Source organism: Pseudomonas guariconensis, assembly GCF_040822035.1.
GTDB lineage: Bacteria > Pseudomonadota > Gammaproteobacteria > Pseudomonadales > Pseudomonadaceae > Aquipseudomonas > Aquipseudomonas guariconensis.
This window is the reverse complement of sequence record NZ_CP162012.1, coordinates 2,229,770-2,248,351: the sequence shown is the minus strand read 5'-3', so window position 1 is coordinate 2,248,351 and position 18,582 is coordinate 2,229,770. Positions and strand designations below refer to the sequence as shown.

Sequence of the window (18,582 nt, the reverse complement as noted above, 5' to 3'; positions counted from 1 at the left end):
GGCTGCTGACGCTATGGACGACAGAGTCTAGGTGCGCCAGGCACTGCGAAGAACCCCGTTTCGCGCATAGGTGCTATGGCGAAGACGCATGTCCGCCCTGCACCCCAAACTGCGACTGCCGCCACAACTCGAAGACCCGGTTGCGCAGCCAGCGGTGTTCCGCCGAGGCCTGCAAACGCTGGTGCCAGACCACCCAATAGCGCTGGGTATGTTCGATGAAACCCAGGGGCCGCCAGGCCAGACGGTGCAGACGACACAGCTGGCGGGCGATGTGCTCGGGCACGGTCGCCAGCGCCTGGCCATTACCGATCACCTGCACCGTGGCAGAGAAGAACGGCACCTCCAGGCTGATCCGCCGCTGCAACCCCTGGGCACGCAAATGACGGTCGATGAAGCTGTCCTTGTCGCCGCCGCCGGAAATGCGCACATGCTTGAAGGCCAGGTAATCCTTTTGGTTCAAACTCTGCTGGGCGGTCAGTGGGTGATCGTCGCGCATCAGGCACACTGCGCGGTCTTCCCCCAGCAGCCGGCCGTGCAGGTTGGGCGGAGACTCGTCGAACAAGGTAGTGGCCAGGTCGATCTCGCCGCTGGCCAACAAGGCGTACTGGCCGGCCTGCCAGGTGCGGTACTCCAAGGATACGCCCGGCGCCTCACGCTCCAAGGCGCTGACCAGCAGCGGCAGCATGTGTTCGGCCACGTAGTCCGAGGCGGCAATACAGAAGCGCCGCTCACAGCGCGCCGGATCGAAGGCGGCGGGTTGGCGCAGGGCGGCCAGCTCCTCCAACACCTGGCGCAGCGGCTCGACCAGCGACTCGGCATGCTCGCTGAGCACATAGCCGCGTCCTTGGCGGACCAGCAACGGGTCATCGAAGGCGTCACGCAGATGCGCCAGTTGCCGGCTCAAGGCCGACTGGCTGGTACCGAGGCGTTCGGCGGCGTGGCTGAGGTTCTTCAACTGCAGGAGGCAGTCGAGGGTACGCAGGTGAGCGAGGCTCAGGGAAGCGAAGGTGGGATGCATCGATGGGTGACTCCGGCGAGGGCCGTGCCCTCGGTCGCCGGACACCTCGGGAGGCCGAAGTGTCCGGCGATGGGGGCCCCGCTGATCAGTCAGTCAGGCCGACGTAGACGTTCTGCACGTCATCGTGGTTGTCGATCGCTTCCAGGAACGCCTCGACTTCCGCCAGGGCTTCTGCGCTCAGGCTGGCTGCGCTGACTGGGTTTTTCGGGGTATAGCCGATCTTGGCGGAGGTCACGGTGAAACCATGTTCTGGCAGGGCCTTCTGCACCGCATCCAGGTCGGTGGTGTCGGTGATGAACAGGGTCGAGCCCTCTTCCTCGCCTTCCTCGAAGTCCTGGGCGCCGGATTCGATGGCGGCCAGCTCAGGGTCGGCATCGCCGTTGGGAGTGGCTTCGATCAGGCCGACGTGGTTGAAGTCCCAGGCGACCGAACCACTGGAGCCGAGCTGGCCCTTGCGGAAGGCGACGCGGATTTCAGCGACGGTACGGTTGATGTTGTCGGTCAGGCACTCGACGATCAGCGGGACCTGGTGCGGGGCGAACCCTTCGTAGGTCACCGCGTGGTACTGCACGGCATCGCCGTCCAGGCCTGCGCCCTTGCGGATCGCGCGTTCCAGGGTCTCACGGGTCATCGAAGCCTTCTTGGCCTGCTCCACTGCCAGGCGCAGGCGCGGGTTCATGTCCGGATCGGCACCGGATTTGGCGGCGATCTGAATTTCCTTGGCCAGCTTGCCCATGATCTTGCCTTTGGCGTTGGCTGCGGCTTCTTTATGCTTGGCTTTCCACTGTGCGCCCATGTCGACTCTCTTTGTTTCAGCGGCCGGTTCAGGAAGCGACCGGCCAAAAGTGGGAGCAGTTTATACGCCCTCGCCTGCTTGATCGACAAGAAATCGCATAGCAACCGCAGAGCGGCTCCCCTGGCATCAAGCCTTGTCGGCCTTGCCCGCCGCCGCCGCGAACTTGGCCAGACGCACATCGAACCGCCGTGGCCGCACGCCGCGGTCCTCGGCGCGTTCCTTGCGGCGAATGGCATTGCGCACCATCAGCGAGCCCAGGTAACGGATCGGCTCCGGCGGGAAGTAACCGAGCGGCCCCTTGACCAACGGCGAGCGTGTCCACGGGTTGTCCAGGCCCAAGGCCAGCGAGGACAGAATCTGCCCGCCCATGTGGCACGGCCCGACACCGCTGCCCGAGTAGCCAAAGCCGTAGAACACGTTGCCCTGCCCGTCCAGCCGGCCAAAGAACGGCAAGCCGGTCACCGAGCGATCCGACGGCCCGTTCCAGCTGGCCGCCAAGGGCACGTTGGCCAACGCCGGGAAGAAATCCCCCAGGCTTTCACGCAGCAGGGGCTGGTAAGGCGAAGGCTGGTCGAACACTGGTAGCATGCGCCCGCCATAGGCGAACGTGTTGCCGCCCTTGCCCAGCATCAGTCGGCCATCGCTGGTGTTGTGGTAGTAGTGGACGAAAATCCGCGAGTCCAGGACGCTGACGCCACTGACCAGGCCGATCTCGCGCAGCAGCTCTGGACACGGCTCGGTGATGATCATGTCGCTGGAAACGATCGCCACACTGCGCTCGAACTGCGGGAAGGCCCGGGCCATCCAGGCATTGAGGCCCAGCACTACGCGATCTGCACGAATGGTCCCACGCGCCGTGCGCACCTGGGCCGGCGCACCATGCTCCAGCCCCGTCATGGCGGTGCCTTCATGAATCCGCACACCCCGTTGTAGCGCGACCCGGCGCAGGCCACGCACCAGGCGGCCGGGCTGCACCGTGGCGGCGGCCGGTGAGTACCAGCCTTCCAGATGACGCTCAGAGCCTGCCAGACGTTGTACCTGTTCCAACGGCAGGCGCTGGAACGAATTGATCCCTTTTTGCTCCAGGGCCGCGATCACCGCATCGGTGCCTCCGACTTGGGCCTGGTTGGTCGCGGTGTACAAGGTGCCATCTAGGCGATAGTCGCACTGGATGCCGTTGGCCGCGCAAAACTCGCCGATGGCGCTGATGCTGCGCTCCGACTCGCGCACCAGGCGCACTGCCTCCTGCGCCCCGAACAGGCGTTCGAGGGTGAAGTATTTAGCCGACCACGACAGCGCGCATCCCCCGTTCCGGCCGCTGGCCCCGGCACCGCAGATGTCCGCCTCGATCAGCATCACATCCAGTTCGGGCGCCTGCTCCTTGAGCATCAGCGCCGTCCACAAGCCGGTGTAGCCTCCGCCGACGATGCACACGTCGCATCGCGCATCGCCGATCAGCGGCGGACACACCGCCTGATCTTCCGTGTCCAGGGCCTGTTGCAGCCAGAAGGGTCTCATGGGTCGCTTTCCTTTAGGTGCGCGCCGGCTTGATTGCCATTGCGGTGTTGGGTGCCACGTCATTGGCCGCAGCGACGCTGGCCGGGCGGCTGTTCCAGTGCGGCAGCAGGACCAGGGCCGAGAACAGCGCGGTGCCGGCGAAGATGATGAACACCGTGACGCTGTCGAAGTAGCCCGGCAGCAGGCCACCGAGCACTGCGCCCACCGAGCCGCAGCCGTTGACGAAACCGGCGGCGGTTGCGCCGGATTTGGCGGTACCGAAGTCGATGGCTGCCGCGCCGCTGATCATCGAGTCCGGCCCGTACAGGGTCAGGCCCATCACGAACAGCAAGCCGACCACCAACACCACGCTGCCGGTGTGCATGGCGCCCATGAACGCCGCCAGGGCGACCGTCAGCAGCACCAGGCTGATCACGCAGGCCGGCATGCGGCGCGCGCCGAACAGCTTATCCGAGGCCAGGCCGATAAGGATCGGCCCCAGCAGGCCGGCCAGCTCGAAGGCTGTCGGGATGATGGCCGCGCCGACCTTGCCCACCGAGGGCATCTGTTCGAAGACGATCACTGGCCCCCACAGCAAGATCGCGTAACGGGCAGGTTTGAGCATGAAGTAGGCCAAGCCCAGGGTCAGCACAGTACGGTTGCGCAGGATTTCCTTCAAAGGCTCCCACACGCTGCCCAGGCTCGCGCCAGGGGCCATGCTCTGCGGCTCCGGCTCCACCGCCGGCAGCCCCACATCCTCAGGCTTGTTGCGCTGGAAGATGAAGAACAGAACGGCCACGCCCGCCACCACCGCGGCGCTGGAGAAGAACGCCGCGTGCCAGCTGCCGATCAGGGTGTAGGCCCACCACCCAGCGAACGGCGAAGCTACCAGGCCGCCGAAGGCATAGCAGGAACTCCACAGGCCCAGGACACGCCCACGCTGCACGGCCGGGAAGAAACTACCGATGTTCTTGCACAACCCCGCCCACCCGGTGGACTGCGCCAGGCCTTGGATCAACATGCAGGTGGCAAAGATCGGGAACGTGGCATAACTGCCCATCACCACGGCAGCGGCTGCGGAAATCAGCAAGCCGCCGAGCACCACCACGCGTGGCCCGAAGCGGTCGGCGAGCATGCCCCAGGTGAACTGGCCCACGGCATAGGCGGCCAGGTAGATACCGTCGAGGTTGGCCATGGCGGCCTTGTCGAGCATGAACGTCGGGTCCTCGCCGATGCCAAGCTTGGCCACCGAGAAGGCTTTGCGAGTGAAGTAGAAGGCGGCGTATGCCAGCCAGGTGATTGCGAAGATCTGGACGCGCCAGCGCTTCATGGCCGCTAGGGATTGATTCATTTGACTCTGACCTCTTGCTCAAGTGTGCCGGCAGAATGTGAAAAAACGCCTGTTTTGTTGTTGTGTTGCGCACTGCATGACGAGGAGGACCGTCACTGGTCAGATGGCACCGCAGATCGGGATGACCGGCTGATTACCATGGCCCCCGGTGATTGCTTGCAAAGCACCGTCGGACTGTCGGACATGGAACCAGTTGGTGACTGATAAATAAAATCGATTTATCGTATTTCACACATAAGCTCAGCTTGTAACGGAGTACGTCATGTCGGTCTCCCACGCTCAACTGAAGGCCTTTCACGCTGTCGCCCAGCACGGCAGCTTTACCCGCGCCGCCGAAAAACTCTTTCTGACCCAGCCGGCGGTCTCCGATCAGGTCCGCAAACTGGAGGAGCGTTATGGCGTGTTGCTGTTTCACCGCAACAAGCGCTCGGTCCAACTGACCGACCTGGGCGAGCGTCTGCTGGGCATCACCCAGCGCCTGTTTGCCTGCGAGACCGAGGCGGTGGAACTGCTGCAGGATTCCCGCGCCCTGCACACCGGCAGCTTGATACTGGCCGTGGATGCCCCGGTACACGTGCTGCCGCAGATCGCCCGGTTCTGCCAGCGCTACCCGGGCATCCAGGTGAAGATCGAAACGGGCAACACCGACGAGTCTCTGGCCCGGCTGTTCAGCTACCAGGCCGACCTTGCCCTGCTCGGCCGCGATGTGGATGACGAGCGGTTGTTCTGCGTGCCCATGCGCCGCGACCCGATGGTCGCGTTCGTCTCCCACAACCACCCTTGGGCCAGCCGCGGCGCGATCCACCTGGCCGACCTGGACGACACGCCACTGGTGCTGCGTGAGCCCGGCTCGGTGACCCGCCAGACCCTCGAAGAAGAAATGCAGCGCGCCGGCCTGCGCATACGCTCGGCGATCCAGGTGGAGGGCCGTGAGGCGGCCCGCGAGGCGGTGGTAGTGGGGATCGGCGTGGGCGTGGTCTCAGCGGCCGAATTCGGTGCCGATGCACGGGTATGCGCCTTACCGATCCTTGATTGCCAACGGCACCTGACCGAGACGCTAGTCTGCCTGAGCGAGCAGCGCACTCGGCGGGTGGTGGCGACTTTCCTGCAGATGGTGCAGGAAGAACACTGACAATCGCGTTGGCCTGTTCCCAGGTAAGCCCGCGAACAGGTCGGGACAGGCAATAGCAGACGTTTAGCCGGCGGCAACGGCAATGGCATATGCTCAAGGCACCGTTGTTGCGCAGGGATTCACCGCATGCTGTATCGCCTTGCCGCCGACGCCTTGGTTCTGGTGCACCTGGCGTTCATCCTGCTGGTGCTGTTCGGCGGCCTGCTGGTCGTCAAATGGCGCGCGGCCCTGTTCATTCACCTACCCGCCCTGGCCTGGGGGCTGGCGGTGGAGGGCCTGCACCTGGCCTGCCCGTTGACCGGCTGGGAGAACCGCATGCGCGCCGCGGCCGGTGGGGCCGGCTACCAGGGTGGCTTCGTCGAGCACTACATCTGGCCGCTGATCTACCCCGCTGGATTGACGCCCCAGATCCAGACGCTGTTGGGGTTGTTCGTGCTGTTGCAGAACCTCGTCGTGTACAGCTACGTGATCCGGCGCTGGCGCCGATCTAGCGGGTAGCGACCACGAACAACCGTGGAAACGCCAACAGCACCTTGCCATCGGTCGAGGGCGGGTAGTCGCGCTGCATCGCTTGCAAGTACAACTGCAAAAAATCTTCCTGCTGCTGCGCGTCCAGGCGCGCCAAGTAGGGACGCAAGGCCGACCCTTTGAACCACTCGACCACAGCCTCTGCCCCGCCCACGAGCGGGTGGTGGTAGGTGGTGCGCCACACATCCACGCGGCTGCACAGCGGGCTGAGCAAGTCGTAGTAGAACGCCGCGTTGTGCCGGGGCGGCAGTGAGAAGTCGGCGAACAGGTCGGCCCAGGGGCCTTGGCTGGCGATCTCACGCAACTGGCGATGGGCAGGCTCGTCCAGGTTGTCGGGGGTCTGCACCGCCAGAGTACCGCCCTCGGTGAGCTGGCGAATCAGGTGCGGATAAAGGGTGCCATGGTCGGGCACCCATTGCAGCGAGGCATTGGCGAGAATCAGGTCTTGCGGCTCGGCGGCCGACCAGCTGGCGATATCGCCGACTTCACAGCGTACCTGCGGCACGCACAGGCGACGACGCTGGCGTGCCTTGTCGATCATGTCCGGGTCACTGTCCAACGCTACCACCATCGCATCGGGGTGCTGGCCGCGCAGCACTTCGGTGGAATTGCCCGGTCCGCAGCCCAAGTCGGTGGCATGGCGTACCGGCCGGGGGGGCACCGCGGCGAGCAGGTCACGCACGGCGCGGGTGCGCTCATCTTCGAACAGGGAATACTGCGTAGCGGACCAGGCCATGACGGGGCTCCTGCAAAAGGCTCAATGCCAAGAGCCTAGACTTCGGTCAGCGGGATGTCACCGGCACTGCCCTTGCCTTCGCGTCGCTCGCTCATCCAGTCATTGATTTGCTGACCGAACTGCGCCGGCGCCTTGCGCCCGAAACGCCGGGCCAGATCGAGGATGGTCTGCTGGGCCAGGGCTTCCTCCATGCGCTTCTGCGCTCCCATCATCACCGCATGGATCGCACAGACACCCTCGGTGGCCCAGCCCGGCGGCGCGCCCTCGAACAGGACGCAGCGCTCGCGGATCTCGCGGCAATCGAAAATCTTCTTCGGTCCATCGATGGCGTGGACGATATCCAGCACGGTGATCTCATCGGACGGCCGCGCCAGTCGAAAACCGCCACGCACGCCTTCTGTAGCGGCCACAAGCCCTGCACGGGCGAGTTTGGTGAATACCTTGGCCAGGTACTCCTGGGGCACGCCTTGCAACTCGGCCAGGTCACGGACGCTGGACTCGCGGCTTTCACCACGCTCATCCACCAGAAACAGCAGGCAATGGATGCCGTATTCGACCCCGGCACTGTAAAGGGACATGTCAATCTCCGACCAATATTGTCGCAAATAGTACGCCTATGTGAATCGGCGAGCAAAATTTCGCGATGCCGTCCGTCTTGCTCATGAGCCTTGCAGCCCCTTTAAACCGAAGGTCCTAGCCAAACGGCAGAACGCACTCGCAGCGCCGTGCGCAAAAAAACCTTGCCGTTTTAAACTACGACCAATAAAGTCGTAGTTACTCGGCGACAGTGCAGACCCTCGCCGAAGGCTCGTTCACTTACCCTTGCGAACCTTGTTGGAGCACCTTCATGAACCCACATATCCTGATCATCGGTGCCGGCTTTGCCGGTGTCTGGAGCGCTTTGAGCGCCGCCCGCCTGCTCGACCAGGCCCAGCGCGGCGATGTCAGCATCAGTGTGCTGGCTCCCCAGGCCGAACTGCGCATCCGCCCGCGCTTCTACGAAAGCGACGTGCACAGCATGAAGGCGCCGCTGGGCGCCCTGTTCGAGACCGTAGGAGTCACCTTCATCAAGGGGCACGCCCAGACCATCGATGTGGAAGGTCGCACCGTCGGCTACACCGACGCCGACGGCCAGCCGCGGCAAATCGGTTACGACCGCCTGGTGCTCGCCGCCGGAAGCCAGGTGGCCCGCCCACCGGTCCCGGGCCTGGCCGAGCACACCTTCGATGTCGATCAGATGGAATCGGCCATGCGCCTGGAGCAGCACCTGGTTGGCCTGACCAAGCAGCCGGCCTCCCCGGCCCGCGATACCGTGGTGGTCTGCGGTGGTGGTTTCACCGGCATCGAGACCGCGACTGAAATGCCGACGCGCCTGCGTACCATCCTCGGCGAAGACGCCCCCGTGCGGGTAGTGGTGGTCGATCGTGGCCCCAGCATTGGCGCGGCGCTGGGTGCAGGTATCACGCCTTCGATCGTCGAAGCTTGTGAACAGGCGGGAGTGCAATGGCTGACAGGGCGCTCGGTGGTGGCAGTCGATGCGGGCGGCGTGACCTTGGACGACGGCGAGTACATCGCCAGCAAGACCGTGATCTGGACCGTGGGCGTCAAGGCCAGCCCGCTGACGGCTCAGGTCCCCGGCGAACGTGACGGCTTTGGCCGCCTGCGAGTGGATGACCACCTCAAGGTGATCGGCCAGGAACACATCTACGCCACTGGCGATGTGGCCTGGGCGGCGGTGGACGAGTCGGGCAATCACGCTCTGATGACCTGCCAGCACGCCATCCCCATGGGTCGCCACTGCGGTAACAATGCGGCCGCCGACCTGCTGGGTGTGGCGCCGGTGGTGTACCGCCAGCCGGTGTACGTGACCTGCCTCGACCTCGGCGGTTGGGGCGCGACGTTCAGCGAGGGCTGGGAACGCACACTCAAGTACAAAGGCCAGGAGGGCAAGGACCTCAAACGCCAGATCAATACAGTGTGGATCTACCCACCGGCGGCGGATCGAGCCGTAGCCCTGGCGGCGGCCGATCCGCTGATCCCTGTCGTGTAAACCCTGTGTCGAAGAGGCCGCAATGCGGCCTCTTTTTTTTGCCTTTTTTTGACCAACTGTTCAAGAGTGATGGCACTGTGGCATCATCGATAAAAACAATAGAAATGGTAAGGACTTAACCCAATCCGCAGTGTATCGAGCGCCTGATCTCCCCTGCTGTCCAGCGCTGGGTCGCTGCCACATGCGATGGAGCATTTCTATGCAGTTACGCAACCTGAAAATCGGCCTACGGGCTGCCTGCATGTTCGTCCTGTTGGGCGTTCTGGTGCTGGTCATGGGACTGGTCTCGCTCTACGAGACCCGGCAAATGGACCGCGCCACCGATGAGATTCGCGTCACCTGGATGCCGGCGGTCATTTCCTTGGGCGATGTCAGCAGTGCCCTGGGCCGGGCACGCGCCCTAACCCTGCGCAGCGCCCTGGAAGAGCAGCCCTCGGCCCGCAAGGCCACCCTGGAGAAAATCACCGAGATCAACCAGACGCTGCAAGGTAATCTGGACGACTATGAGCGCACCATCATCGCCGATGACGACCGCGCCCTGTTCAACACTTTCCTGCAGATGAGCGAGCGGTACCACGGCCTGCAGAAATCCATCCGTGATGCGGTTGCCGCCGAACAGCTCGACGAGGCCCGCCGGCTGATCAATGGCCCCTTGGCCGAATACGCCGACAGCATGATGAAAGCCCTTGCAGCGCTCATCGAGTACAACGCCAAAGGCGCCGAGCAAGCATCCCAACGTAGCAGCGCGGTGTTCGAAGAGGCCTTCTCGCTGATCGTCGTTGCCTTGGTGATGATACTTGTAGCGCTGATCGCCATCGCCACCCTGCTCACCCGCAGTATCGTCCTTCCCCTGGCCGATGCCGTGGCCGTGGCCGAGCGCGTGGCCACCGGCGACTTGACCCAGGATATCCCGGTGCTCGGACGTGACGAGCCCGCCCTGCTGCTGCGCGCCCTGAGCCGCATGCAACAGAGCCTGCGCGATACCTTGCGCAAGATCGCCGCCTCCTCCGACCAATTGGCCTCGGCCTCCGAGGAGCTGCATACCGTCACCGAGGACACCAGCCGCGGCCTGCACCAGCAGAGCGCGGAAATCGACCAGGCCGCCACCGCGGTCAACCAGATGACCGCCGCGGTCGAAGAAGTCGCGAACAACGCCGTCAGCACCGCTGACGCGTCCAAAGGCGCCGATCAAACCACCCGCGAGGGCCGCGACCAGGTCAACCAAGCCCTGGCGTCGATCCAGTATCTGGTCAGCGATGTCACCGACACCTCAGGGGAAATCGAGCAACTGGCCAGCAATGCCAACGAGATCAGCCGCGTGCTGGACGTGATCGGCGCGATCGCCGGGCAAACCAACCTGCTGGCGCTCAACGCGGCCATCGAAGCGGCCCGGGCCGGCGAGGCCGGACGTGGGTTTGCCGTGGTCGCCGATGAAGTGCGAGCCCTGGCCCACCGCACCCAGCAGTCCACAGCGGAAATCGAGCAGATGATCAGTGGTATTCAGTCCGGCACCGATCGTGCGGTCACCGCCATGCATACCAGTCAGGATCGTGCCAACGGCACGCTGGAAGTGGCTCAGTCGGCAGGCCAGGCCCTGGAGGTGATCGCCGAGGCCATCACGTCGATCAACCAGCGCAACCTGGTGATCGCCAGCGCTTCGGAGCAGCAGGCCCAGGTGGCCCGCGAGGTGGATCGCAACCTGGTCAACATCCGCGACCTGGCCATGCAAACCTCAGCAGGCGCCAACCAGACCAGCGCGGCGGCGCAGGACCTGTCCCGCCTGGCCGTAGACCTGAACGCGATGGTGGCGCAGTTCAAGGTCTGAGCCTAGGGCTGTTCTCACGCAGACCGCCTCGCGCGATGGGCTTTATGGCAGCCCATCGCGCTGCTTGTTCAGTCACTGGCGCTCACAGCCCGGCCTACCTTGCCCAAAGACTTGCCCCGAGTCGCCAGGCAGTAGTACAGCGGGCAGGTCACCAGCAGGCCGAACAGCCATGACAGGTCCGCCCCTTCCACCAGGTTCGAGTACGGCCCGACATACAGGGACGTATTGGCGAACGGCAACTGGACCAGGATGCCGCAGGCATAGGCGACGATCGCATGATGGTTGAAGCGCCCGTAGATGCCGCCGTCGGCGCAAAAGATCGATGCGATGTCGTATTCACCTTTCTTGATCAGGTAGAAATCGATCAGGTTGATCGACGCCCAGGGCACCAGCACCAGCAGCAGCGCCAGAATCAGGCCGATGAACTGACCGATGAAGTCCGCCGAGGCGTTGAGCGCGACCATCCCGCATGCCAGCAGGATCACCGAAGCCAGCACCACCCGCACCTTGACGCTGGGCGTCCATTGGGCGGCGAAAGTCTGGATGGCAGTGACGATCGACAGCACCGCGCCATACAGGTTGAGTGCGTTGTGGCTAATGATGTTGCACAGGAACAGCACCATCAGCACCGGGCCCAGCCAGCCGGTGGCTTGTTCCACCGCAGCCATGGCGTCGGTGCCTTCAGGCACGCACAGCACCGCCACGACACCGAAGCTAAAGCACAGGATGGTGCCCACGGTGGCGCCGAAGTAGGTCGCCCAGAAGGGCCGGGCGATGCCCACTTCACGCGGCAGGTAGCGTGAGTAGTCGGAGGTGTAGGGCGAGAAACTGATCTGCCAGATCACCCCCAGCGATACCGTGGCCACGAAACCTGAAAGGTTGAAGGCCCCGCGACTGAAGAAGTCCACCGGCAGCGCCTGGCTGAACATCATGACGAAGCCCGCCAGCAACGCCGAGCCCATGACCCAGGTACCGATGCGGTTGAGGGTGTGGATGAAGCGGTAGCCAATCACACCGATGGCTGTGGCACTCAAGGCGCCAATCACAATCGCGGTGGGCATCGGCACGCTCGGGGCGATGCCGTGGATCGACTTGCCTGCCAGCACGATATTGGAAATGAAGAAACCGACGTAGATCAACGCCGTGAAAAACACGATCAGCAACGCGCCGTAGCGGCCGAATTGGCCCCGGCTCTGGACCATCTGCGGAATGCCTAGCTGCGGTCCCTGCGCAGACGCCAAGGCGATGACCACACCGCCCAACAGATGACCCAGCACGATGGCGAACAGGCCCCACAGCAAGTTCAGGTGAAATACCTGGACGACCATGGCACCGGTGACGATGGGCAACGGCGCAATGTTGGTGCTGAACCAGAGGGTGAACAGGTCGCGCGCCTTCCCATGGCGTTCGGCAGGTGGGACGTAATCGACCGTATGGTTTTCGACAAACTGGTGCTGCGACGACGATTGGGACATGGTTTTCAGCTCGAAAGGGTCGTTTTTTATCTTTGTAGGAAACCGCTCAAGACGGCCCCTCAGCTGCGCACCATATTATGGTATTCCAAGCTTTTGACAACACTGCGCTGCGCTTTTTCGGCGCATCTGCTCCGTATTGCGCCCCACCCCAATGCACTTAGTTTCCCAGCAACGCCAATGAATACGGGGCCTGTACCGTTCATCGCATGCGTGCGACAGGTGAAAATTCCACTTGCAATCCAGGTATTACGGTATACCATCAGACACATCAACGATAAAAATGCGGACCACCGCTGCCCTACCTCGAGGAACACGCCATGATCGACGCAACCGTCTACAAGAACGTCCTGGGCTCCTTCCCGTCCGGCGTCACGGTCATCACCACCCTGGACGACGACGGCTCGATCGTCGGCCTTACCGCCAGCGCTTTTTCGTCCCTGTCCATGGACCCGCCGCTGGTGCTGTTCTGCCCCAACTACAGCTCCGATTCCTACCCCGTACTGATCAAGCAGAAGCGCTTTGCCATTCACCTGCTCTCCGGCGAGCAGCAGGCCGAAGCCTATGCCTTCGCCAAGAAAGGCAAGGACAAGGCCGCCGGAATCGAGTGGCGCCTGAGCGAGCTGGGCAATCCGCTGCTGGCCAATGCCACGGCGATCATCGAGTGCGAGCTGTGGCGTGAATACGAAGGTGGCGACCACGCGATCATGGTCGGCAAGGTGCATAACCTCATCGTCCCTGAAGAGGCGCCACGGCCGATGGTCTACTGCCGCGGCAAGATGGCCAGCCTGCCAGCCTTCGCCTGAAGTCACCCTTTATATGACGGATGCCCAGGCATGCGTCGAGACACCTGACGCCTGCCCCGACAGGCGACACTTCCAAGCTTCGAGGAAAGCCCCATGAAATTTTCGTTGTTCGTGCACATGGAACGTTGGGATGAACAGGTCAGCCACCGCCAGCTGTTCGAAGACCTCACCGAACTGACCCTGATGGCCGAGCGCGGCGGTTTCAGCACCGTGTGGATCGGCGAACACCACGCCATGGAATACACCATCTCGCCAAGCCCGATGCCGCTGCTGGCCTACCTGGCCGCACGCACCGAGACCATTCGCCTGGGTGCCGGCACCATCATCGCGCCGTTCTGGAACCCCATCCGCGTGGCGGGCGAATGCGCGTTGCTCGATGTGATCAGCAATGGCCGCATGGAAGTGGGCCTGGCTCGCGGCGCCTATCAATTCGAATTCGACCGCATGGCCGGCGGCATGCCCGCCACCGACGGCGGCAAAGCCCTGCGCGAGATGGTCCCGGCCGTGCGCAAGCTGTGGGCAGGCGACTACGCCCACGACGGCGAGGTCTATAAGTTCCCCACCTCCACCAGCGTGCCCAAGCCGGTCCAGAAGGGCCAACCGCCAATGTGGATCGCCGCCCGCGACCCGGATTCGCACAACTTCGCGGTGAAGAACGGCTGCAACGTCATGGTCACCCCGCTAATGAAGGGTGACGAAGAAGTGCTGGACCTGAAGAACAAGTTCCAGACCGCCCTGGACAACAACCCCGACGTACCACGCCCACAACTGATGGTGCTGCGCCACACCCATGTGCACAGCCCATCTGACCCTGAGGGCTGGAAGATCGGTGCCCAGGCCATCTCACGCTTCTACCGCACCTTCGATGCCTGGTTCGGCAACAAGACCACTCCGGTCAACGGCTTCCTGGAGCCAAGCCCTGAATCGAAGTTTGCCGAAGTGCCGGCGTTCGAGCTGGAGAACATCCGCAAGAACACCATGATCGGCACACCTGAGCAAATCATCGCGCGCATCAAGTACTACCAGGAGCTGGGCGTCGATGAGTTCAGCTTCTGGTGCGACAACAGCTTGCCCCATGCCGAGAAGAAGAAGTCGCTCGAGCTGTTCATCAAGGAAGTGGTCCCGGCGTTCGCCTGATTCCCCGGCGGCGAGCGGCGAGCTGCAAGAAACAGCAGCGCGTGCGGCTTGGAGCTCGGAGCTTCCCGCTTGCCGCTCGATTCTGAAGAGAAATTCTACCGCCCTCTTGCACAACCAATATTATGGTATACCATCAGACAGCAAGAGCTGATAACCCTCACCAGGAGCCATCCATGAGTTTCGAAATCCGCAAGATCGTCACCTACTCCGAAGAGACCCGCATCGAAGGCGGCAAGGCCACCGACAAGCCGGTGACCATGGTCGGCCTGGCCGTGGTGATCAAGAACCCGTGGGCCGGTCGCGGTTTCGTCGAAGACCTCAAGCCCGAGATCCGCGCCAACTGCTCCGAGCTGGGCGCCCTGATGGTCGAGCGCCTGTGCGCAGCGATCGGCGGTGCCGACAAGATCGAGGCCTACGGCAAAGCTGCCGTGGTCGGTGCCGACGGTGAGATCGAGCACGCCTCCGCCGTCATCCATACCCTGCGCTTTGGCAACCATTACCGCGAAGCCGTGCAGGCCAAGAGCTACCTGAGCTTCACCAACAAGCGCGGCGGCCCAGGCACCTCGATCCAGATCCCGATGATGCAGAAGGACGATGAAGGTCTGCGCTCGCACTACATCACCCTGGAAATGCAGATCGAAGACGCCCCGCGTGCCGACGAGATCGTCGTGGTCCTGGGCGCCGCCGACGGGGGCCGGCTGCACCCGCGCATCGGCAATCGCTACATCGACCTGGAAGAACTGGCCGCCGAGAAGGCCAACGCTCAATAACAACAACCAGACGGGCCGGGGCGTTGCGTGCAAGCACTGCCGCCACGCCCGACCTTCAAGGAGCGCCCTCCATGATTCAGCCTGTTGCTGAACGTACACCCGCCGGGACCAGCTACCTGAGCCTCGGCCAGGGCCACCCCGTGGTGCTGATCCACGGCGTAGGCCTGAACAAGGAAATGTGGGGCGGCCAGTTCGTGGGCTTGGCCGGTGACTACCGTGTCATCGCCTACGACATGCTCGGCCACGGCCAGAGCCCGCGCCCCGACGCCGACACCGGCCTTGCCGGCTATGCCGCGCAACTGGCCGAACTGCTCGACCACCTGCAGATCCCGCAGGCCACGGTCATCGGTTTCTCCATGGGTGGCCTGGTCGCCCGCGCCTTCGCCCTGCACTACCCTGCACGCCTGACGGCGCTGGTGGTGCTCAACAGCGTGTTCAACCGCAGCCCCGAGCAGAGCGCCGGCGTCATCGCCCGCGCCGCCCAGGCCGCCGAACACGGCCCCGACGCCAATGCCGAAGCGGCGCTGGCGCGTTGGTTCAGCCGCGAATACCAGGCCGCCAATCCGGCCCAGGTCGCGGCCATTCGTCAGACCCTGGCCGGTAACGACCCGCAGGGCTATCTGACCACCTATAAATTGTTCGCCACCCAAGACATGTATCGCGCCGATGACCTGGGCAGCATCCAGGTACCGGCCCTGATCGCCACCGGCGAGCACGACCTGGGCTCGACCCCGGAGATGACCCGCCAGCTGGCAGCGCGTATCCCCGGTGCCCGCAGCGTGGTGCTGGCCGAGCAACGCCACATGATGCCGGTCGAAGCGCCACGGGAGGTCAACAAGATGCTGCTGGACTTCCTGGCGCACGCCCGCACCCTCAACGAATCCGCCAAGGGGATTGTTGCATGACCCTCGTACGTTTCCAGATGTGCATCGACGGCCAATGGTGCGATGCACAGAGCGGCAAGACCTTCGACAGCCTCGACCCGGCCACCGCCAAGGCCTGGGCGCAACTGCCGGACGCCGATGAAGCCGATGTGGAGCTGGCCGTGCAGGCCGCCCAGCGCGCCTTCGAAAGCGCCGCATGGCGCGGCCTGACCGCGACCGCGCGGGGCAAACTGCTGCGCCGGCTGGGCGATCTGATCGCCGAGAACAAAGAGCACCTGGCCCAGCTGGAAAGCCGCGACAACGGCAAGCTGATCCGCGAGACCCGCGGACAGGTCGGCTACCTGCCGGAGTTCTTCCACTACACCGCAGGGCTTGCCGACAAGCTCGAAGGCGGCACCCTGCCGCTGGACAAGCCTGACCTGTTCGCCTACACCGTGCACGAGCCGATCGGCGTAGTGGCTGGGATCATTCCCTGGAACAGCCCGCTGTACCTGACCGCCATCAAGCTCGCCCCTGCCCTGGCGGCCGGCAACACCATCGTGCTCAAGCCTTCCGAGCACGCCTCGGCGACCATCCTGGAGCTGGCCCGCCTGGCCCATGAAGCCGGCTTCCCGGCAGGCGTGGTCAACGTGGTGACCGGTTTCGGCCCGAGCACCGGCGCAGCGCTCACCCGCCATCCGCTGGTGCGCAAGATCGCCTTTACCGGCGGCGCCGCCACCGCCCGCCATGTGGTACGCAGCAGCGCCGAGAACTTCGCCAAGCTGTCTCTGGAGCTGGGCGGCAAGTCGCCGAACATCATCTTCGCCGACGCCGACCTGGACAGTGCGATCAACGGCGCGGTGGCCGGCATCTATGCCGCCTCCGGCCAAAGCTGCGTGGCAGGTTCGCGCCTGCTGGTGCAGGACGAAATCTTCGATGAATTCGTCTCGCGCCTGGTCGAGCGCGCCAAGCGCATTCGTATCGGCAACCCGCAGGACGACGCCAGCGAAATGGGCCCGATGGCCACCGCCCAGCAATTGGCTGTGGTCGAAGGCCTGGTCGCCGCGGCCAAGGCCGAGGGTGCCAAGCTGCACCTGGGCGGCAAGCGCGCCGAGGTCGAGGGTGACGGCTGGTTCTACGAGCCGACCCTGTTCGAGTGCGACAGCAACTCGATGAAGATCATGCAGGAAGAAGTCTTCGGTCCCGTGGCGGCGGTGATCCGCTTCAAGACCGAAGAACAGGCCCTGGCGATCGCCAACGACTCACAGTTCGGCCTCGCCGCCGGTATCTGGACCCGCGACCTGGGCCGCGCCCACCGCCTGGCGCGCGACGTGCGCTCGGGGATCATCTGGGTCAATACCTACCGCGCGGTCTCGGCCATGGCGCCGATTGGTGGCTTCAAGAACAGCGGCTACGGCCGCGAGAGCGGCATCGACTCGGTGCTCGCCTATACCGAGCTGAAGACGGTGTGGATCAACCTCTCCACCGCGCCCATGCCCGACCCGTTCGTGATGCGTTAACGAGGTAGCACCAAGATGATCGAACCTGGCATCTACAAAGACGTGATGGGCTCCTTCCCGTCCGGCGTCACGGTGGTCACCACCCTGGACGCCGAAGGCGGCATCGTCGGCATCACCGCCAGCGCGTTCAGCGCGCTGTCGATCGACCCGGCGCTGGTGCTGTTCTGCCCCAACTACGCCTCCGACACCTACCCGATCCTGCGTGACAGCAAGCAATTCGCCATTCACTTGCTGTCCGCCGACCAGACCGCCGAGGCCTATGCCTTCGCCGGCAAGGGCAAGGACAAGGCCAACGGCATCGAGTGGCACCTGAGCGAGCTGGGCAACCCTCTGCTGGCCAAGGCCACGGCAATCATCGAATGTGAACTGTGGCGCGAGTACGACGGCGGTGACCACGCGATCATCGTTGGCCAGGTGAAGAACCTGGTGCTGCCGCCCGAACCGGTCACGCCGATGGTCTATCACAAGGGCAAGCTCGGCGCGCTGCCGCCGCTGGGTTGAGACCTGAACGGACGGCGTTGGTCTACCCGCGAATAAACCAACGCCGTTCCCTGTTTCCGGGGGCCGCGCATCCTCCCCCTCACCTTCGGTTGCGGCCCCTTTTTTCATGCAGGAGCACGGCAATGAGCAACGAGAAGTACGAGAAAGGCCTGAAGATCCGCACCCAAGTGCTGGGCGAGGACTATGTCAACCGCTCGATCCAGAACGCCGACGACTTCAGCAAGCCCTTGCAGGAGCTGGTCACCGAGTATTGCTGGGGCCACGTCTGGGGCCGCGACGGCTTGTCGCTCAAAGAGCGCAGCATGATAAACTTGGCCATGATTTCCGCGCTCAACCGGCCCCACGAGCTCAAGCTGCACATTCGCGGCGCCTTGCGAAATGGCCTGAGCCGTGAACAGATACGCGAGATCCTGCTCCAGGTCGGCATTTATTGCGGCGTGCCCGCGGCGGTGGACAGCTTCCGCCTGGCCCGCGAAGCGTTCGCCGAGGCCGATGCGGAGTCAACCCGTTAACAGCGGGCTGTTCGAACCACGCAAGGAGAGCGCCCCAGGTTCGTGGTGCTCTCAAGTTGTGGCCAGGC

General features: G+C 64.0%; 18 protein-coding genes. 11 read left to right on the top strand and 7 right to left on the bottom strand.

All coding sequences use genetic code 11. From position 1 onward, the window contains the following. Positions 1–73: 73 nt before the first annotated feature. The 4 genes from AB1N67_RS10345 to AB1N67_RS10330 all read right to left on the bottom strand — a co-directional run bounded on the left by AB1N67_RS10345 (position 74) and on the right by AB1N67_RS10330 (position 4,662). Positions 74–1,018, bottom strand: a complete 945-nt coding sequence (locus AB1N67_RS10345) for a LysR family transcriptional regulator (protein WP_332774355.1) — start codon at positions 1,016–1,018, stop codon at positions 74–76. A gap of 85 nt (positions 1,019–1,103) precedes the next feature. Continuing rightward, positions 1,104–1,814: a YebC/PmpR family DNA-binding transcriptional regulator gene (locus AB1N67_RS10340; RefSeq protein ID WP_043212740.1), complete on the bottom strand. Its 711-nt coding sequence runs from the start codon at positions 1,812–1,814 to the stop codon at positions 1,104–1,106. A 126-nt stretch (positions 1,815–1,940) separates the two neighbouring features. Then, positions 1,941–3,332 carry an FAD-dependent oxidoreductase gene (locus AB1N67_RS10335; protein ID WP_090342201.1) on the bottom strand — a complete coding sequence of 464 codons (1,392 nt, stop codon included), beginning with the start codon at positions 3,330–3,332 and terminating at the stop codon, positions 1,941–1,943. 13 nt (positions 3,333–3,345) lie between these two features. Beyond that, complete coding sequence (locus tag AB1N67_RS10330) at positions 3,346–4,662, bottom strand: MFS transporter (protein WP_043212738.1); 1,317 nt, start codon at positions 4,660–4,662, stop codon at positions 3,346–3,348. Positions 4,663–4,924: 262 nt separating this feature from the next. Here AB1N67_RS10330 and AB1N67_RS10325 point away from each other — a divergent pair, with 262 nt between their 5' ends. Continuing rightward, positions 4,925–5,794, top strand: a complete 870-nt coding sequence (locus AB1N67_RS10325; protein WP_367863779.1) for a LysR substrate-binding domain-containing protein — start codon at positions 4,925–4,927, stop codon at positions 5,792–5,794. Between the two features lie 126 nt (positions 5,795–5,920). Further along, positions 5,921–6,292 (top strand): DUF2784 domain-containing protein, encoded by a 372-nt coding sequence (locus AB1N67_RS10320; protein WP_043212733.1) that lies wholly within the window; start codon positions 5,921–5,923, stop codon positions 6,290–6,292. Here AB1N67_RS10320 and tam read toward each other — a convergent pair. Beyond that, positions 6,282–7,058: a trans-aconitate 2-methyltransferase gene (gene tam, locus AB1N67_RS10315; RefSeq protein ID WP_102082324.1), complete on the bottom strand. Its 777-nt coding sequence runs from the start codon at positions 7,056–7,058 to the stop codon at positions 6,282–6,284. The two genes, AB1N67_RS10320 and tam, sit on opposite strands and share 11 nt — an antisense overlap. Before the next feature lie 35 nt (positions 7,059–7,093). Then, positions 7,094–7,636, bottom strand: a complete 543-nt coding sequence (locus AB1N67_RS10310; protein ID WP_043212729.1) for an Rrf2 family transcriptional regulator — start codon at positions 7,634–7,636, stop codon at positions 7,094–7,096. Between the two features lie 269 nt (positions 7,637–7,905). Between AB1N67_RS10310 and AB1N67_RS10305 the strand changes: the two genes are divergently transcribed. Both AB1N67_RS10305 and AB1N67_RS10300 read left to right on the top strand, forming a co-directional pair. Next, positions 7,906–9,108: an NAD(P)/FAD-dependent oxidoreductase gene (locus AB1N67_RS10305; protein WP_090342198.1), complete on the top strand. Its 1,203-nt coding sequence runs from the start codon at positions 7,906–7,908 to the stop codon at positions 9,106–9,108. A gap of 199 nt (positions 9,109–9,307) precedes the next feature. Then, on the top strand, positions 9,308–10,933 hold the full coding sequence (locus AB1N67_RS10300) for a methyl-accepting chemotaxis protein (RefSeq protein ID WP_367863778.1): 1,626 nt from the start codon (positions 9,308–9,310) through the stop codon (positions 10,931–10,933). Positions 10,934–11,001: 68 nt separating this feature from the next. On the opposite strand, the gene AB1N67_RS10295 is transcribed toward AB1N67_RS10300, so the two are convergent. Beyond that, positions 11,002–12,408: a cytosine permease gene (locus tag AB1N67_RS10295; protein ID WP_043212722.1), complete on the bottom strand. Its 1,407-nt coding sequence runs from the start codon at positions 12,406–12,408 to the stop codon at positions 11,002–11,004. Between the two features lie 317 nt (positions 12,409–12,725). On the opposite strand from AB1N67_RS10295, the gene AB1N67_RS10290 reads away from it, so the two are divergent. From AB1N67_RS10290 to AB1N67_RS10260, 7 genes are all read left to right on the top strand, one after another. Further along, positions 12,726–13,211, top strand: a complete 486-nt coding sequence (locus tag AB1N67_RS10290) for a flavin reductase family protein (RefSeq protein WP_070094061.1) — start codon at positions 12,726–12,728, stop codon at positions 13,209–13,211. Positions 13,212–13,304: 93 nt separating this feature from the next. Beyond that, a complete protein-coding gene (locus tag AB1N67_RS10285) occupies positions 13,305–14,348 on the top strand; it encodes an LLM class flavin-dependent oxidoreductase (RefSeq protein WP_043212718.1) in 1,044 nt (347 codons plus the stop codon). Between the two features lie 173 nt (positions 14,349–14,521). After that, positions 14,522–15,118, top strand: coding sequence for an amino acid synthesis family protein (locus AB1N67_RS10280; protein ID WP_043212716.1), 597 nt, complete (start codon positions 14,522–14,524; stop codon positions 15,116–15,118). A 71-nt stretch (positions 15,119–15,189) separates the two neighbouring features. Continuing rightward, entirely contained in the window at positions 15,190–16,023 is an 834-nt protein-coding gene (locus AB1N67_RS10275; protein ID WP_043212713.1) for an alpha/beta fold hydrolase, read from the top strand. Beyond that, a complete protein-coding gene (locus AB1N67_RS10270) occupies positions 16,020–17,501 on the top strand; it encodes an aldehyde dehydrogenase (RefSeq protein ID WP_043212712.1) in 1,482 nt (493 codons plus the stop codon). Before AB1N67_RS10275 ends, AB1N67_RS10270 begins: the two co-directional genes overlap by 4 nt. A 15-nt stretch (positions 17,502–17,516) precedes the next feature. Further along, entirely contained in the window at positions 17,517–18,002 is a 486-nt protein-coding gene (locus AB1N67_RS10265) for a flavin reductase family protein (protein WP_043212710.1), read from the top strand. 122 nt (positions 18,003–18,124) lie between these two features. Then, positions 18,125–18,514 (top strand): carboxymuconolactone decarboxylase family protein, encoded by a 390-nt coding sequence (locus tag AB1N67_RS10260; RefSeq protein ID WP_043212708.1) that lies wholly within the window; start codon positions 18,125–18,127, stop codon positions 18,512–18,514. The last annotated feature ends 68 nt before the right edge of the window (positions 18,515–18,582 follow it).

What these genes read in the sequence shown, in the direction of transcription:
- AB1N67_RS10330 (WP_043212738.1), bottom strand. Translation starts at nt 4,662, where the DNA reads ATGAATCAATCCCTAGCGGCCATGAAGCGCTGGCGCGTCCAGATCTTC.
- tam (WP_102082324.1), bottom strand. Translation starts at nt 7,058, where the DNA reads ATGGCCTGGTCCGCTACGCAGTATTCCCTGTTCGAAGATGAGCGCACC.
- AB1N67_RS10260 (WP_043212708.1), top strand. Translation starts at nt 18,125, where the DNA reads ATGAGCAACGAGAAGTACGAGAAAGGCCTGAAGATCCGCACCCAAGTG.
- AB1N67_RS10285 (WP_043212718.1), top strand. Translation starts at nt 13,305, where the DNA reads ATGAAATTTTCGTTGTTCGTGCACATGGAACGTTGGGATGAACAGGTC.
- AB1N67_RS10290 (WP_070094061.1), top strand. Translation starts at nt 12,726, where the DNA reads ATGATCGACGCAACCGTCTACAAGAACGTCCTGGGCTCCTTCCCGTCC.
- AB1N67_RS10340 (WP_043212740.1), bottom strand. Translation starts at nt 1,814, where the DNA reads ATGGGCGCACAGTGGAAAGCCAAGCATAAAGAAGCCGCAGCCAACGCC.
- AB1N67_RS10325 (WP_367863779.1), top strand. Translation starts at nt 4,925, where the DNA reads ATGTCGGTCTCCCACGCTCAACTGAAGGCCTTTCACGCTGTCGCCCAG.
- AB1N67_RS10310 (WP_043212729.1), bottom strand. Translation starts at nt 7,636, where the DNA reads ATGTCCCTTTACAGTGCCGGGGTCGAATACGGCATCCATTGCCTGCTG.
- AB1N67_RS10335 (WP_090342201.1), bottom strand. Translation starts at nt 3,332, where the DNA reads ATGAGACCCTTCTGGCTGCAACAGGCCCTGGACACGGAAGATCAGGCG.
- AB1N67_RS10300 (WP_367863778.1), top strand. Translation starts at nt 9,308, where the DNA reads ATGCAGTTACGCAACCTGAAAATCGGCCTACGGGCTGCCTGCATGTTC.
- AB1N67_RS10265 (WP_043212710.1), top strand. Translation starts at nt 17,517, where the DNA reads ATGATCGAACCTGGCATCTACAAAGACGTGATGGGCTCCTTCCCGTCC.
- AB1N67_RS10275 (WP_043212713.1), top strand. Translation starts at nt 15,190, where the DNA reads ATGATTCAGCCTGTTGCTGAACGTACACCCGCCGGGACCAGCTACCTG.
- AB1N67_RS10345 (WP_332774355.1), bottom strand. Translation starts at nt 1,018, where the DNA reads ATGCATCCCACCTTCGCTTCCCTGAGCCTCGCTCACCTGCGTACCCTC.
- AB1N67_RS10280 (WP_043212716.1), top strand. Translation starts at nt 14,522, where the DNA reads ATGAGTTTCGAAATCCGCAAGATCGTCACCTACTCCGAAGAGACCCGC.
- AB1N67_RS10270 (WP_043212712.1), top strand. Translation starts at nt 16,020, where the DNA reads ATGACCCTCGTACGTTTCCAGATGTGCATCGACGGCCAATGGTGCGAT.
- AB1N67_RS10320 (WP_043212733.1), top strand. Translation starts at nt 5,921, where the DNA reads ATGCTGTATCGCCTTGCCGCCGACGCCTTGGTTCTGGTGCACCTGGCG.
- AB1N67_RS10295 (WP_043212722.1), bottom strand. Translation starts at nt 12,408, where the DNA reads ATGTCCCAATCGTCGTCGCAGCACCAGTTTGTCGAAAACCATACGGTC.
- AB1N67_RS10305 (WP_090342198.1), top strand. Translation starts at nt 7,906, where the DNA reads ATGAACCCACATATCCTGATCATCGGTGCCGGCTTTGCCGGTGTCTGG.